Origin of the sequence: Pasteurella bettyae CCUG 2042 (assembly GCF_000262245.1) — a bacterium.
In the GTDB taxonomy this organism is placed as follows: Bacteria; Pseudomonadota; Gammaproteobacteria; order Enterobacterales; family Pasteurellaceae; genus Basfia; species Basfia bettyae.
This window is the reverse complement of sequence record NZ_AJSX01000004.1, coordinates 13,702-28,213: the sequence shown is the minus strand read 5'-3', so window position 1 is coordinate 28,213 and position 14,512 is coordinate 13,702. Positions and strand designations below refer to the sequence as shown.

The window sequence follows — 14,512 nt, the reverse complement described above, 5'->3', positions numbered from 1 at the left end:
TTATGGCAGAACAATTAATTCTAGAAAATATTGAGCTAATGCCACCAAAAGTGCCAAAAGTTGAAAAGCGTAGTGTGAAAGAGCGCCGTCAACAAGTTTTGACCGTCCTCACTCATATGCTTCATTCAGAACGTGGTATGGAGCGGATGACAACAGCACGTCTTGCTCAAGAAGTTGGGGTTTCAGAAGCTGCTCTTTATCGTTATTTCCCAAGTAAAACAAAGATGTTTGAAGCTTTAATTGAAAATATTGAAAGTAGCTTATTTAGTCGCATCAGTTATTCAATTAAGATGGAAACCAATACAGAAAGTCGCATTCGTGATATTCTACAAATGATCTTAGACTTTGCACGTAAAAACCCAGGATTAACTCGCATTTTGACAGGACATGCGTTAATGTTTGAAGAGGCAAAATTACAAGCTCGAGTAGCCTTGTTTTTTGATCGTTTAGAGCTACAATTTGTGAATATTTTACAAATGCGTAAATTGCGAGAGGGAAAAAGTTTTGTGGTTGATGAGCGTACAATAGCCACTTATTTAGCAACTTTTTGTGAAGGTCAGTTTATGCGACTAGTTAGAACTAATTTTCGCTATATTCCTAATCAGGGATTTGAACAGCAATGGCGTTTAATTGAGCCTTTATTTGCATAGAGATAGAAAATGATTATTCCATGGCAAGAATTAGAAAAAGAAACTTTAATCAATATTGTTGAAAGTTTTATTTTACGTGAAGGAACTGATTATGGCATGGAAGAACTTTCTTTGGCTGAGAAAACAGAGAATTTACTGAGTCAGATTCGTAGTGGCAACGTTGCGATATTTTGGTCAGAATTACATCAAACCATTGATATCAAGGCTAATAACGCCTAAAAATGGACTTTTTATAATAGAGCATCCGCTCTCCAAACGGTTAAATGAGGTTTTTATGCTAGAACAAGTGCATGCACATCCATTAGGTGTATCACCAAGTCAAGTGCCAACTGGCTCAGCAATGGATCCAACATTAGATTGGTTTCTTTCTCATAGTCATATCCATAAATATCCTGCAAAAACAACATTAATTCATGCAGGTGAATCAGCAGATACTTTGTATTATATTGTGAAAGGCTCTGCTGCGGTGATGGTAAAAGATGAAGAAGGAAAAGAAATGATTCTTTCTTATCTTGCTCAAGGAGAGTTTTTCGGTGAAGTTGGATTGTTCGAAGAAGGACAAGTGCGTTCAGCTTGGGTTAAAGCAAAAACAGCTTGTGAAATTGCAGAAGTTTCTTATAAAAAATTTCGTCAGTTAATTCAAGTTAATCCTGAAATTTTAATGTATCTTTCAGCACAACTGTCTCATCGTTTACAAAATACTTCAAAACAAGTAAGTAATTTAGCATTTCTTGATGTAACAGGTCGCATTGCACAAACTTTATTAAATCTTGCGAGAATGCCTGATGCTATGACACATCCTGATGGCATGCAAATTAAAATTACCCGTCAAGAAATAGGTCAAATGGTAGGTTGTTCTCGTGAAACAGTAGGGCGTATTCTTAAAATGTTGGAAGACCAACATCTGATTGCGGCTCATGGCAAAACCATTGTGGTATTTGGTGCAAGATAATTAATTTGGTCATTAAAAGTGCGGTTGGTTTTATGAAAATTTTGTAAAACTTACCGCACTTTTTTATTGTCTGTTACTAAGCTAATAATAATTAATTTCATTTTTTTATAAAACCTGATATATTTAGTCGGATATTGCTAGGGTTTTAGGAGAAGTTTCTATGAGTAAAGATGAAGTTGGCCATAATTTTTTAGCTCGTTTGGGTAAAACACGTTTACGTCCTGGTGGTAAAAAAGCGACTGATTGGCTTATTGCTAATGCAGATTTTAGTGCAGATAAAAAAGTACTTGAGGTTGCTTGTAATATGGGAACCACATCAATAGGGCTTGCTAAGCAGTTTGGCTGTCATATTGAAGGCGTTGACTTAGATGAAGCCGCACTAGAAAAAGCAAAAGCTAATATTAAAGCTAATGGTGTTGAGGATAAAATTCATGTACAACGTGCCAATGCCATGAAATTACCTTTTGAAGATAATAGTTTTGATATTGTGATTAATGAAGCTATGCTCACGATGCTACCTGTAGAGGCAAAGAAAAAAGCGGTAGCTGAATATTTCCGAGTACTTAAGCCAGGTGGTTTCTTGTTAACCCATGATGTAATGTTAGTGGGGACAGATCATGAAGCTATTTTAGAAAATATGCGTAATGCTATTAATGTAACAGTCACTCCATTGACTAAAGCAGGATGGAAACAAGTCTTTACTGACTCAGGTTTCCGTAACGTGGATACTTTCACTGGGGATATGACTTTATTATCACCTAAAGGCATGATTTATGATGAGGGTTTATTAGGTGCTGCAAAAATTATTAAAAATGCCATGAAACCTGAAAATCGAGAACAATTTAAACGTATGTTTAAAACCTTTAATGATAAAGGACGTAAGCTTAATTTTATTGCAGTATGTAGTCAAAAATAATCTATAAAATAAAAAGTTGGTCTCGTGCCAACTTTTTTATCCTTAAAATGCATCATTATTTTTTTAAAATAATCATATCGTCACGATGTATAGCAACTGAACCATATTCGTAGCCAAGAATCTGTTCAATATCTTGTGATTTCTGACCTTTAATAAGGTGTAGTGCATCACTGTTATAGCGAGGCATCCCAAGTGCAATATCTTTACCATTTTGAGTGCGAATTTTTACCACTTCTCCACGGGAAAAACGCCCCTCAATAGATAAAATACCTGCGGGTAATAAAGATTTATGTTGCATTAATAATGCACTTTCAGCGCCATTATCAATCGTAATTGAGCCAGCAGATGGAGCGGCAAATAGCCATTGTTTGCGGCTTTCTAAACGGTCGGCTTGTACCGTAAATTTTGTACCAATGGCTTCACCGTGGGCAAGATCAGCAATCACATTAGGACGATTGCCTGGTGCAATAATAGTTTCAATGCCAGAACGGGTTGCAACATCAGCAGCGGTAATTTTTGTAAACATTCCTCCCGTGCCGAGATTGGTTCCACTGCCACCAGCAATAGAACGTATATGCTCATTAATTTCATCTACGACAGGAATAAGTTTTGCATTTGGATTTTGACGGGGATCTGAATCAAATAACCCTTGTTGATCCGTTAATAAATAAAGTTGTTCAGCTTGAACTAGAATAGCCACTAATGCAGATAAATTATCATTATCGCCGACTTTGATTTCTGCGGTCGCTACTGCATCATTTTCATTAACCACAGGAATAATACCGTTATCCAGTAGCGCATGTAGCGTATCACGCGCATTTAGAAAACGTTCACGGTCTTCAATATCAGCACGAGTTAATAACAGTTGCCCCATATGAATATCATAAATGGCAAATAATTGTTCCCAAGTTTGAATTAATTGGCTTTGACCTACCGCTGCCAGTAATTGTTTTGAAGCGATTGTGGGTGGTAATTGTGGATGGTTGAGATAATCACGACCAGCCGCAATTGCACCTGAGGTAACAATAACAATACGATAACCTTCTTGGTGAAGACGAGCAAATTGACGCACAATTTCCATCATATGCGGTCGATTTAATTTGGGCGTTCCCTGTGTTAATGTACTGGTTCCAAATTTGACCACGATGGTTTTTTGTGCTTGATTTGCTCGTTCCATATTCATACTCCTGACCATGAATAATCTAGTACTGGTTTTAACTATTTGATAAATTAACATTATCTAATCAATAAATCATCTAGTTTTGATTATACTTTTGTGATTTAGAACAAAAATTTTTCATGCCAAACGTATATAATCCTTTATAGTTAGAAAAAGGAGTTAATATGGATAAGCAAGCTGAAATGGATTCCGAAAAACAGCGGGAAATTACCCGATTATGTGTGCAAACTGCATTATTATTGCTACAACATGGTGCGGAAAGTGAGTTAGTCGTATTGTTAGCAACTCGTTTAGGTAAGGCATTGGGGGTAGAGAGTGTAGAATGTGCTTTGACACCTAATGCAGTTATTGTAACCACATTAACTAAAGGTCATTGTATTACGACTACCCGTAAGAATGTGGATAAAGGTATTAATATGCAGGTTGTTACTGATGTCCATCATATTGTGATTGCCACTGAACATAAAATCTATGATTTAGAGCGAGTTAAACAGAAATTAGCCAGCATTAAACCAATGAAATATAATCGATATTTTGTAGTATTGATGATAGGTTTATCTTGTGCTAGTTTTGCACATCTATCTGGTGGAGATGCAATGATTTGTTTAATCACATTTGTTGCTTCTTCTGTGGCGATGTATATTCGTCAGAGTCTGTCGGCTTATCATTTTAATCCTTTGATCGTATTTGCTTGTACTGCATTTGTTGCCTCAATGATTTCAGGGTTAGCATTAAAGTTTAATTTAGGAAATGATCCTCATATTGCACTTGCTTCTAGTGTATTATTATTGATTCCCGGGTTTCCTTTAATTAATTCTCTTGCTGATATTTTGAAAGGACATATTAATATGGGATTAGCCCGTTGGACAATTGCCTCTATACTAACATTTGGGGCTTGTATGGGCATTGTGATGGCATTATCGGTATTAAATATTGCAAGTTGGGGATATTAAAATGAATTTATTCTTTTCATTAATAGATGATATGATTTTCGCTGCTATACCTGCCGTCGGATTTGCATTAATTTTTAATGTTCCTAATAAAGCACTATACTATTGTGCAATTTTAGGTGCGTTAGGACATAGTTTTCGTTCACTCCTAATATACTTTGGCGCACCTATTGAATTAGCGACATTTCTGGCCTCAGGTTTAATAGGATTTATTGGAGTAAATATTGCTCAACGTTATTTAGCACACCCAAAAGTATTTACTGTTGCCGCAATTATTCCTATGATTCCAGGCGTTTATGCTTATAAAGCAATGATCGCAATTGTAAAAATTAATTCCCTTGGTTCAAGCCCAGAATTATTTGCACAAATGATTGATTATTTTATCAAAGCGGGATTTATTTTAGGGGCATTAGTATTTGGACTTGCTTTACCTCGTTTGTTATTTTATCGTGGTACACCCGTCGTATGATTGAATGGATATAATGAGAGAATTATGATATTTAGCTTAATAGTTGCTACAACAAAAAATAATGTCATCGGTAAAGATAACCAAATGCCTTGGCATTTACCTGCGGATTTAGCATGGTTCCGCAAAAATACTACGGGTAAACCAGTGATTATGGGACGTAAAACCTTTGAGAGCATTGGGCGTCCTTTACCCAAACGGATTAATATTGTGCTTTCACGACAACCTTTCGAACATGAAGATGTGGTATGGAAAGAAAGCTTAGAAAGTGCGGTAGATTTTGTCAAAAATTCTGAAGAAGTTTTATTGATCGGTGGTGGGCAGTTATTCAAACAGTATCTAGCCAAGGCAGATAAATTATATTTAACCCAAATTCAAGCAGAAATTGAGGGAGATACTTTTTTCCCAGAAATTAATTGGCATGAATGGCAGATAGAATATGAGGAATATCGTCAAGCTGATGAACACAATGCTTATGATTTACGCTTTTTAATTTTAGTACGCAAATAAATTGATAGGAGGCAATCAGTCTCCTATGTTGTTTCTGTGATTTCAAAGATCTCAGCTTGATTGGTGGTTCCTTTCTGAATTCGCCAACGAACATTATATTTATATAATAAAATACCATATTCCCGTTCTGTGGGCTTGCCTTGTTGGTAAGCTGGGCGTGGATCTTGTTGAATTACCTCGGTAATAAATCGCACAAACTGCGGGTAAATTTTGGAAAATTTTTCCAGTTGAGTTTTAGCTTCTGAGGAAAATGAAACAGTTAGTTTTATCTGTGGCTTTTCTTGCGCAAAACTTGATTTAGCAAGAGGCTCACTATCTGCATAAGCAATGTAGGGCTTAATATCATAAATCGGTGTGCCATCCACTAAATCAACAGCACCAAGATGAAGCAGTATTTTGCCATGGCTAATTTCCACTTGTCGTAATTCAACTTTAGAAAGCCCCAAACTGTTCGGTCTAAAAGGGGAGCGAGAGGCAAATACGCCGACGTGTTGATTTCCTCCTAAGCGAGGTGGGCGAACAGTTGGCTGCCATTTTCCAACAGGATTTTTATCAAACTGAAAAATCAACCAAAGATGACTAAATTCCTCTAAACCACGTACTGCTTCTGGTTGATTATAAGGTGCTAATAATTCCACAATTCCTGTTCCATCTTGTACTAAATTAGGTTGTCGTGGTACAGAAAATTTTTCCTTGTAAGGGCTGTGAATAATCGCAATAGGCTGTAATTGAAGTGCAGTTTCCGACATATTTTCCTTAAAATATCACATGAGTATTGATAAAATAGCAATTCCATTATAACACCGCGATAAAGTGCGGTCTCATTTTTAGAAATTTTATGACACAAAGTACGATTAAAACTTGGTTAGAAACTGCTAGACCAAGAACTCTCCCTCTTGCATTAGCCATTATTTTTACAGGCTCTGCAGTGGCATATTGGTTTGGTTATTTTGACTGGACGATTACGATTTTATGTTTATTGACGGCGACCTTATTACAAATTTTGTCTAATTTTGCCAATGATTATGGGGATTTTCAAAAAGGTTCAGATACCGCTGAACGTATTGGTCCATTACGTGGTATTCAAAAAGGACATATGACAGAAGCGCAGCTTCGTAAAGGTTTGATTGTCACTATTGTGTTAATTCTAATTTCAGGGTTTGCTTTATTATCAACTGCTTATCAAAGCATGCAAGATTTAATTGTGTTTATTGCATTAGGTATTGCATCTATCGTTGCAGCTATTGCTTATACGGTTGGTAAAAAACCTTATGGCTATTTAGGCTTGGGCGATTTATTTGTCTTCTTATTTTTTGGTTTATTAGCCGTTGTTGGAACTTATTATTTACAAGCTCATAATATCAACTGGACCGTTTTCTTACCTGCCAGTGGTTGTGGTTTTTTATCCGTGGCGGTATTGAATATTAATAATATGCGTGATATTGAACAGGATAGAAAAGCGGGGAAATATACTTTAGTAGTACGTTTAGGCGTAGATAAAAGCCGTGTCTATCATTGGATGCTATTAATTAGTGGTATTCTATGTTATCTCTTATTTTCATCTATAAATGTGAATTCAATTTGGGGATATTTATTTATTTTCGCCATTCCATTATTAGTTAAACATGGTCTATTTGTGTATCGCAGTAAAGATCCATTGTTATTGAGACCCATGCTCGGACAGATGTCTTTATTAGCTTTATTAACCAATGTGTTATTTAGCATTGGTTTAGTTCTAGCAAAATAGTTGGATTAATTAGCCTCTTTGTGAGGCTATTTTTATGCTTGTTTGAGTTATCTTAGAAAGCAGTTTATACTAAGCGAAGTTTAAATGACACAAAAGGGAATCCTATGCGTATCGATACTTCAGAACTCTGTGATATCTATTTAGACCAAGTGGATGTCGTTGAACCAATTTTTTCAAGCTTTGGTGGTGTGAGTGAGTTCTATGGCAAAGTAACAACTGTGAAATGTTTTGAACAAAATGGACTGATCGCTGAAATCTTAGAAGAGCAAGGTGAAGGTCGTGTATTACTGGTTGATGGTGGTGGTGCTGTACGTCGTGCATTAATTGATGCCGATTTGGCACAATTGGCGGCAGATAATGGCTGGGAAGGTATTATTGTGTATGGCGCTGTTCGTCAATTAAGTCAACTTGAAAATATTAATATCGGTATTCAAGCGCTTGCCCCAATTCCAGTAGGCGCAGATGAAAATAATCAAGGTGAAAGCGATATTCCTGTCAATTTTGGAGGAGTAACTTTCTTCCCAGAAGATTATGTGTATGCAGATTTAACTGGCATTATTCTTTCTCAAGAAGTGCTTGAATTAGATGAGTTAGATACTGAATAATTACTGAAATAAAGAATGAAAAGTGCGGTTGTATTTTAAAAAATTTTGACCGCACTTTTTTTATTTGTCTGGTGAATATCAACAAAAAAGGCTCGAATATTCGAGCCTTTTTTAGTTTGATGATAACTAAGGAAATTATTCACCAAGACGTTCTTTGATACGTGCAGATTTACCTGAACGTTCACGTAAGTAGTAAAGTTTAGCTTTACGTACAGCACCTTTACGTTTAACAGAGATGCTATCAATTGCAGGTGAGTGAGTTTGGAAAACACGCTCAACGCCAGTACCGTTAGATACTTTACGTAAAGTGAATGCTGAGTGCAAGCCACGGTTACGAATTGCAATAACCACGCCTTCGAATGCTTGCAGACGTTTTTTGCTACCTTCAACTACCCATACTTTAACTTCTAATGTGTCACCTGGACGGAAGCTAGGTACGTTTTGTTTTAATTGTTCTTCTTCAAGTTGTTTAATGATGTTGCTCATTTTTAAACCCTTTTTATTCCTAGTGTTAACTGATTTTACTGTTATATTCGGCTTTTACCTGTTTTAACAGTTTCTTTTGTTCGTCAGTCAGAGCTAGGCTTTCCAATAGCTCGGGGCGTCTTAACCATGTTCGCTCAAGTGATTGCTTTAATCGCCATTTACGAATTTCTTCATGATTACCTGACATCAGTACAGGTGGTACAGTACAGCCATTTAAAACTTCAGGGCGGGTATAATGAGGACAATCTAGTAATCCTTCTGCAAAAGAATCCTCTTCTGCCGAGGCTTGTTTGCCTAATACACCTGGAATAAATCTTGCAACAGCATCAATTAATGTCATTGCAGGAAGTTCTCCTCCTGTGAGAACGTAATCTCCGATTGACCATTCTTCATCAATTTCAGATTGAATCACTCGTTCATCAATGCCTTCGTAACGACCACAAACTAAAATCAGTTTTTTATTTGTTGCCAATTCTGTTACGCCACTTTGATCAAGTTTACGTCCTTGAGGTGAAAGGTAAATAACCTTTGCACCTTCTCCTGCTGCTGTCTTTGCTGCCTGGATTGCATCTCGTAATGGTTGTACCATCATCAGCATTCCAGGCCCACCACCATAAGGGCGGTCATCTACAGTTTTATGTTTATCATGTGTGAAATCACGAGGATTCCAACAGGATACTTGCAAGAGATTTTGTTTTACGGCTCGTCCTGTGACCCCAAATTCTGTAATTGCTTTAAACATTTCTGGGAAAAGACTAATTATCCCGATCCACATAGCTAATACCTTTTGTGTAAAATGTTAATACTAAAGCTAACAGCGTACCCGAGGTTAGAAACCAGCGTCCCAATCCACTTCAATAGTCTTTGTGGTGAGATCTACTCTTTTAACTACTTGTTCATACAAGAACGGGATTAAACGTTCTTGTTTGCCAAAAGCATCTTTAGCGTTTGCACGCACGACTAATACATCATTTGAACCTGTTTCCATCATTTCAGAAACCGTTCCCATAGTATAACCTTGTAAATTTACTACTTGGCAGCCAATTAAGTCATGCCAATAGTAATCACCTTCTTCAAGTGCTGGAAACACAGATAAATCCACACCAATTTCTACATTTGCTAAAGTTTGTGCAGTTTCACGATCATTGACGTTTTTTAATTTAACGATCAATTCATGATTGTGGTGCTTCCATGTTTCCAATTCAATCGGTTGCCATTGACCTTTGATTTTTAAAAACCAAGGTTGGTAGTCGAAGATACTTTCGGTATATTCTGTTGATGAATAAATACGTAACCAACCGCGAATGCCATAAGTAGAGCCTAATTTGCCTACTATTTCAATTCTTTGCTGATCCATTCTATTCACCTACTTATATTTATCTTTTCAAAAGCAATTATGCAGCTTTTTGAGCTTCTTTAACTAAACTCGCAACACGATCAGATAAGCTTGCGCCTTTTTCTAACCATGCATTAACGCGATCTAATTCAATACGAACACGTTCTGCTTTACCAGCTGCTAATGGATTGAAGAAACCAACACGTTCAATGAAACGACCGTCACGAGGTGAACGGCTGTCAGCTACTACGATTTGATAAAATGGGCGTTTTTTAGCTCCGCCACGAGATAAACGAATGGTTACCATAACCTTCCTCTAAATGTTTAATAATAAAAGAAAACCTACATCGAAGGAGTAGGAATGCTTACTTTTTTCTCTGTATATATAGGCAAAAAGCGGGACGATTATACTCTTTTCCGCCAGAAAATCAAGTTAAGAGCGACTTTGAAGGGGAATTATTAGTGGTTAAAAAACTGAATATTTTGCGCGATGAGTTACGATTTTTGACTGATTTTGCTAGAATGCATAAAAAATTCCAGTAAAGATCTTAATTATGCAAAAAATTCTTGTAATTCGTAATGATAAATTAGGCGATTTTATGGTAGCTTGGCCTGCCTTTGCTTTATTAAAAATCTCTCAGCCAAATTTGCAGATTACGGCATTAGTGCCTAAATATACTGCGCCTTTAGCAGAAGCTTGTCCTTATATTGATGAAGTGATTATTGATTCTGCCGATAAGAAAAATTCTGAAGAATTTGACCGCACTTTGCAAATCATTAGAGCTCAAAAGTTTGATGCTGTGATTAGTTTTGTATCTGATTGGTATAATGCTAAATTAACTTGGAAATCAGGTATTAAATATCGTTTAGCCCCCGCAACGAAACTATTCCAATTCCTATATAATCATCGTTTAACTCAACGTCGTTCCCGTTCTGAAAAAGCAGAATTTGAATACAATATGGATTTGTCTCGTCACTTTTTACAAGATCATCATATAGCGATTGTTGAACCCTCCGTACCTTATCTTAGTTTCCCTAAAAGTGCGGTAGCCAATCAGAAAATTTTATTATGTGAGCAACTTGGTATTACTTCGGATAAAAAATGGGTATTTGTGCATAGTGGTTCAGGTGGTTCTGCAAATAATTTATCGTTGCAACAATATGCAGATTTAATTAAAGGCATTTTAGCAGAATTTAATTGTTATATTGTGCTAACAGCAGGCCCTAATGAAAGTGAGAAGGCACATCAATTAGCCTCATTGGTCGCTCACCCCAATTTAGTGATTTATGATAAAAATCAGGGGTTATTAGATTTTAGCCATTCTCTTGCTTGTGCAGATTTGTATATTTCAGGATCTACAGGGCCATTACATGTGAGTGGGGCTTTAAATATACCGACTATCGGTTTTTATCCTAGTCGTTTATCTGCGATTCCAAAACGTTGGCGACCAATTAATGCCGTAGATAAACATCTTGCTTTCTGTCCTCCATTTAAAAAAGAGCTAGAAAAGAACTTAACGGTAATTAATATTGAGCAATGTCTAAAAGAAATTATTCCGTTTATTCATCGCCAATGGGGATAGGACAAGAATAAAAAAGTGCGGTAAAACAACCGCACTTTTTATGGAATGAATTATTTAGTTTTGGTTCTTACCCATAAATCGGCATATTTGTTAAAGGTTGAATTGGCAGAGAGAATTGCTAATAAGAAACCTTGTTTCCCATCTAGAAAGCCAGCTCTTAAAATATACATTTTTACAAAACAACCAATCCCATGGCTGACTGCATCAAATAAACTGGTTGATTTGCCTGCATTTGCTCGTTGCTCTGCCCATGCTTTACCATAGTTAGCGGACTTAGTAAGATAATGATGTATATCTTTATAAGTGTAATGTTCGAGATCACCCGTCAGTTTTTCTACTTTGGTATTGTCAGGATAATGTACTTTTTCGTGAACTAATTCATCTCCATAATGGGCAAATTTGGTCTGATATAATCTCACAACATAGTCAGGATACCAACCTGAATGATAAATTTTACGTCCGAATACTTCACTTAAACGAGGAAGCTGATAAACAGTATTTGCTTCATTTTTAGCAATAGCTGTTTGAATAGATTGACGTAATTCAGGTGTCACTCGTTCATCCGCATCTAACCACAACACGTAATCACTAGTCACATATTGCTGTGCGATTTGACGTTGTTTACCAAATCCTGGCCAATCGCTATTGGTATAAAATTTAGCTCCAAAGCTTAAAGCAATTTGTTGAGTATTATCTGTGCTTCCACTATCTAAAATAACAATTTCATCCACCCAATCTTTCACGGTTTCTAAACAACTTGCGAGATCTTGAGCTTCATTTTTTACGATCATTGCAACACTAATGCTTGGCATGGCGTTTTTTCCTTTTGAGCAATTTTTTTTATTCTAACATAGATTTTTATGGAAAAAGTACCGCACTTTTAGCTGATGTATAGCAAAAAATAAAAATAGAGTTATAATCGAAATGAATTGATTAATATATATTCTAATTTTATAGATATATTCTTCTAGGGTGATTTTATGCTTAAATTTAATAAGAAGTTATCGGCACTGTCATTAACTATAGGGCTTTTAGTTGCTTGTGCTGATAGCGCTCAAGTCAATCAAGAAGCGGCGGCAAGTTATGCTCAAGTTGTTCAAGAGGCTAAAGTGAAAGGGATGTTAGATACCTCATCTGCAACATCTCAACGAATTCAAAATGTCTTTAGAACTATGGTGCCTTATGCCACCAAAGAAAATCTCACAGGTCAACGGTTCAATTGGCAAATTGCGGTAGTCAAATCTAAAGAACTCAATGCTTGGGCGATGCCAGGCGGTAAAATGATGTTTTACACTGGGTTGGTGGATACGTTGAAATTAACCGATGATGAAATTGCGGTAGTTATGGGGCATGAAATGGCACATGCATTAAAAGAGCATGGTAAACAATCACGGAATGTCGGTTTGTTTACAGGGATCATTGGCGTTGCCGCAGATATTGCCGCTTCTGCTGCTTTAGGTGTGAATACTCGTTTGGGGAGTAGCGTTGCGGATCTTGGGGTGAATAAACCTTTTTCTCGTAGCAATGAAACAGAGGCTGATGAAGTTGGATTATTTTTAATGGCTCGCTCAGGTTATAATCCTCAATCTGCACCTCATTTATGGGAGAAAATGCAAAAAATGGGTGGCGGTGGAGGTATTTCCTTACTCTCAACCCATCCTAGTGATGAATCTCGACAAGCAAACTTACAACGTTTAATGCCAGATGCTCTAAAAGTCTATCACGCCCGTTAGGATAATCATTGATGTAAAGTGCGATAGGAATTTTAAAAATTTCTACCGCACTTTTTTATCACTTATTTAGAAAAATATTGAATATTTTTAGCTGGAAAAAGATGATCAATTAATTTAATTAATCTTGTCTTGGTATTTCGTTGTTTTTTATGAATGGGCAGACAGTTCCAATCAAAGTCTCTTAGCTGATTAATCGCCTCTTCTAAACTCATATTTTGTAAATAGCCATTCACAAAAAACTTAGCGATCATTTCATTCCATTCCTCTTTATTACTCCAATAATGCCCAATTAGATTATCACAAGCTTGTAATTGAACTTGATGATTCAAGGCAATGGAAAATGAAAATTGTTTAACTAAACGTCTTGTACAATTCGTGGCGCAGATTTCATCACAAAGTTGCAGGGTAAGTTGGATGATTTCTTTTGCTTTGTTTGCTGGTAGTGCAATGACTCCAGCATTCCACATCATTGAATGCTCATTAAGTGGAATGTTGGCAAAAGTTTGCCCATTCAAACTTTGATACATTTTCTTTATAGTATTATTCGCTTGAGAACCTAATGTATATTCAGCTTTATGCATAAAGGTTTGACCTTGATTTAAGGCTATATACATTTTATCTAAATTGCTTGCTAAAAAAGTATCACTATCAATATAGAGTAGATTTTGTTCAGGATAATGTTGCTGAACAATTTCTAACGCTTTGATCTTTATACGCCAGAAAAATTGATATTTACCTTGCCATTCCTTGATAGTTTGCTGGTTTATATGAATAAACTTAACTTGTCCATTCAAGAATTGATAAAAATCCGCACGATCTGTCACGATAATGACATTTTTGATATTAGGATCTTTTAAAAAACTCAAAATTGAGAAGCATGCTTGATAGTGATTTTCTAAGCGTTCACCGAAGGTGAGAAGGACTAAATTCATTTCTATATTCTAAATTAAATAAGTTATACCAATCTATATACTCATAACATTGAAAAAATGCTGTGGGTAATTTAATGATTTAAGGAAAAATAATAATTAATTTATAAAAAGATTAATGGGTATAGTTAGCGTATTAAACGAGATAGCGTAGAAATTGTAGTAGATTAGGTTTTGTTTGGCTAGTATTTATTCAATGAAATTAACCCCCGTAGCTACGAGGGCTAATCAAGAATTCAAATTATTTTTTTGAACCTGGGATTTTGAAACGACTGTTAAAGCGTTCTACACGACCGCCAGTATCTACAACACGTTGTTTACCAGTATAGAATGGGTGGCATTGACCACAGACATCTAAGTTAATATTACGGCTCACAGTAGAGCGAGTTTTGATTACATTACCGCATGAGCAAGTCGCTGTAATTTCTTTATATTCAGGATGAATACCTTGTTTCATAGAAAACCTCAA

The 14,512-nt window shown here is 36.2% G+C and carries 20 protein-coding genes; 11 read left to right on the top strand and 9 right to left on the bottom strand.

Annotated features, from left to right (window positions below):
- Nucleotides 1-2 precede the first annotated feature (2 nt).
- The 4 genes from slmA to HMPREF1052_RS00305 all read left to right on the top strand — a co-directional run bounded on the left by slmA (nt 3) and on the right by HMPREF1052_RS00305 (nt 2,518).
- Entirely contained in the window at nt 3-650 is a 648-nt protein-coding gene (gene slmA / locus HMPREF1052_RS00320; protein ID WP_005758387.1) for a nucleoid occlusion factor SlmA, read from the top strand.
- A 9-nt stretch (nt 651-659) separates the two neighbouring features.
- Entirely contained in the window at nt 660-869 is a 210-nt protein-coding gene (locus HMPREF1052_RS00315) for a YheU family protein (protein WP_005758523.1), read from the top strand.
- Between the two features lie 121 nt (nt 870-990).
- A complete protein-coding gene (gene crp, locus HMPREF1052_RS00310) occupies nt 991-1,602 on the top strand; it encodes a cAMP-activated global transcriptional regulator CRP (protein WP_040596126.1) in 612 nt (203 codons plus the stop codon).
- Nucleotides 1,603-1,762: 160 nt separating this feature from the next.
- Nucleotides 1,763-2,518, top strand: a complete 756-nt coding sequence (locus HMPREF1052_RS00305; protein WP_005758511.1) for a class I SAM-dependent methyltransferase — start codon at nt 1,763-1,765, stop codon at nt 2,516-2,518.
- 55 nt (nt 2,519-2,573) lie between these two features.
- On the opposite strand, the gene proB is transcribed toward HMPREF1052_RS00305, so the two are convergent.
- Complete coding sequence (gene proB, locus HMPREF1052_RS00300; protein ID WP_005758421.1) at nt 2,574-3,695, bottom strand: glutamate 5-kinase; 1,122 nt, start codon at nt 3,693-3,695, stop codon at nt 2,574-2,576.
- Nucleotides 3,696-3,862: 167 nt separating this feature from the next.
- Between proB and HMPREF1052_RS00295 the strand changes: the two genes are divergently transcribed.
- From HMPREF1052_RS00295 to folA, 3 genes are read left to right on the top strand one after another with little or no spacing between them, the layout of a single operon-like run.
- Nucleotides 3,863-4,651, top strand: a complete 789-nt coding sequence (locus tag HMPREF1052_RS00295) for a threonine/serine exporter family protein (RefSeq protein WP_005758592.1) — start codon at nt 3,863-3,865, stop codon at nt 4,649-4,651.
- Between the two features lies 1 nt (nt 4,652).
- Entirely contained in the window at nt 4,653-5,117 is a 465-nt protein-coding gene (locus tag HMPREF1052_RS00290; protein ID WP_005758529.1) for a threonine/serine exporter family protein, read from the top strand.
- Between the two features lie 24 nt (nt 5,118-5,141).
- On the top strand, nt 5,142-5,624 hold the full coding sequence (gene folA, locus HMPREF1052_RS00285; RefSeq protein ID WP_005758378.1) for a type 3 dihydrofolate reductase: 483 nt from the start codon (nt 5,142-5,144) through the stop codon (nt 5,622-5,624).
- Between the two features lie 23 nt (nt 5,625-5,647).
- Here the strand turns inward: folA and tsaA are convergent, their stop codons facing one another.
- Nucleotides 5,648-6,373 carry a tRNA (N6-threonylcarbamoyladenosine(37)-N6)-methyltransferase TrmO gene (gene tsaA / locus HMPREF1052_RS00280; RefSeq protein ID WP_005758365.1) on the bottom strand — a complete coding sequence of 242 codons (726 nt, stop codon included), beginning with the start codon at nt 6,371-6,373 and terminating at the stop codon, nt 5,648-5,650.
- Between the two features lie 89 nt (nt 6,374-6,462).
- Between tsaA and HMPREF1052_RS00275 the strand changes: the two genes are divergently transcribed.
- Together HMPREF1052_RS00275 and rraA are read left to right on the top strand one after the other, a co-directional pair.
- Nucleotides 6,463-7,371, top strand: a complete 909-nt coding sequence (locus HMPREF1052_RS00275) for a 1,4-dihydroxy-2-naphthoate polyprenyltransferase (RefSeq protein ID WP_005758565.1) — start codon at nt 6,463-6,465, stop codon at nt 7,369-7,371.
- A gap of 104 nt (nt 7,372-7,475) precedes the next feature.
- A complete protein-coding gene (rraA, locus tag HMPREF1052_RS00270) occupies nt 7,476-7,976 on the top strand; it encodes a ribonuclease E activity regulator RraA (protein ID WP_005758574.1) in 501 nt (166 codons plus the stop codon).
- Between the two features lie 135 nt (nt 7,977-8,111).
- Here rraA and rplS read toward each other — a convergent pair whose 3' ends face one another.
- The 4 genes from rplS to rpsP are packed head-to-tail and all read right to left on the bottom strand — an operon-like array spanning nt 8,112 to nt 10,105.
- Nucleotides 8,112-8,462 (bottom strand): 50S ribosomal protein L19, encoded by a 351-nt coding sequence (gene rplS, locus HMPREF1052_RS00265; RefSeq protein WP_005758621.1) that lies wholly within the window; start codon nt 8,460-8,462, stop codon nt 8,112-8,114.
- Nucleotides 8,463-8,487: 25 nt separating this feature from the next.
- Nucleotides 8,488-9,237 (bottom strand): tRNA (guanosine(37)-N1)-methyltransferase TrmD, encoded by a 750-nt coding sequence (gene trmD / locus HMPREF1052_RS00260; protein WP_005758472.1) that lies wholly within the window; start codon nt 9,235-9,237, stop codon nt 8,488-8,490.
- 54 nt (nt 9,238-9,291) lie between these two features.
- Nucleotides 9,292-9,819: a ribosome maturation factor RimM gene (gene rimM, locus HMPREF1052_RS00255; RefSeq protein ID WP_005758578.1), complete on the bottom strand. Its 528-nt coding sequence runs from the start codon at nt 9,817-9,819 to the stop codon at nt 9,292-9,294.
- Between the two features lie 37 nt (nt 9,820-9,856).
- Complete coding sequence (rpsP, locus tag HMPREF1052_RS00250; protein WP_005758485.1) at nt 9,857-10,105, bottom strand: 30S ribosomal protein S16; 249 nt, start codon at nt 10,103-10,105, stop codon at nt 9,857-9,859.
- A 247-nt stretch (nt 10,106-10,352) separates the two neighbouring features.
- Here rpsP and HMPREF1052_RS00245 point away from each other — a divergent pair, with 247 nt between their 5' ends.
- Nucleotides 10,353-11,381, top strand: coding sequence for a glycosyltransferase family 9 protein (locus HMPREF1052_RS00245; RefSeq protein ID WP_005758558.1), 1,029 nt, complete (start codon nt 10,353-10,355; stop codon nt 11,379-11,381).
- Nucleotides 11,382-11,431: 50 nt separating this feature from the next.
- Here the strand turns inward: HMPREF1052_RS00245 and HMPREF1052_RS00240 are convergent, their stop codons facing one another.
- Complete coding sequence (locus tag HMPREF1052_RS00240) at nt 11,432-12,193, bottom strand: glycosyltransferase family 2 protein (RefSeq protein ID WP_005758502.1); 762 nt, start codon at nt 12,191-12,193, stop codon at nt 11,432-11,434.
- Nucleotides 12,194-12,361: 168 nt separating this feature from the next.
- On the opposite strand from HMPREF1052_RS00240, the gene HMPREF1052_RS00235 reads away from it, so the two are divergent.
- Nucleotides 12,362-13,114 (top strand): M48 family metallopeptidase, encoded by a 753-nt coding sequence (locus HMPREF1052_RS00235; RefSeq protein ID WP_005758628.1) that lies wholly within the window; start codon nt 12,362-12,364, stop codon nt 13,112-13,114.
- Nucleotides 13,115-13,176: 62 nt separating this feature from the next.
- On the opposite strand, the gene HMPREF1052_RS00230 is transcribed toward HMPREF1052_RS00235, so the two are convergent.
- Both HMPREF1052_RS00230 and rpmE read right to left on the bottom strand, forming a co-directional pair.
- Entirely contained in the window at nt 13,177-14,046 is an 870-nt protein-coding gene (locus HMPREF1052_RS00230) for a hypothetical protein (RefSeq protein ID WP_005758452.1), read from the bottom strand.
- A gap of 238 nt (nt 14,047-14,284) precedes the next feature.
- Nucleotides 14,285-14,500, bottom strand: coding sequence for a 50S ribosomal protein L31 (gene rpmE / locus HMPREF1052_RS00225; protein WP_005758462.1), 216 nt, complete (start codon nt 14,498-14,500; stop codon nt 14,285-14,287).
- Nucleotides 14,501-14,512 lie beyond the last annotated feature (12 nt).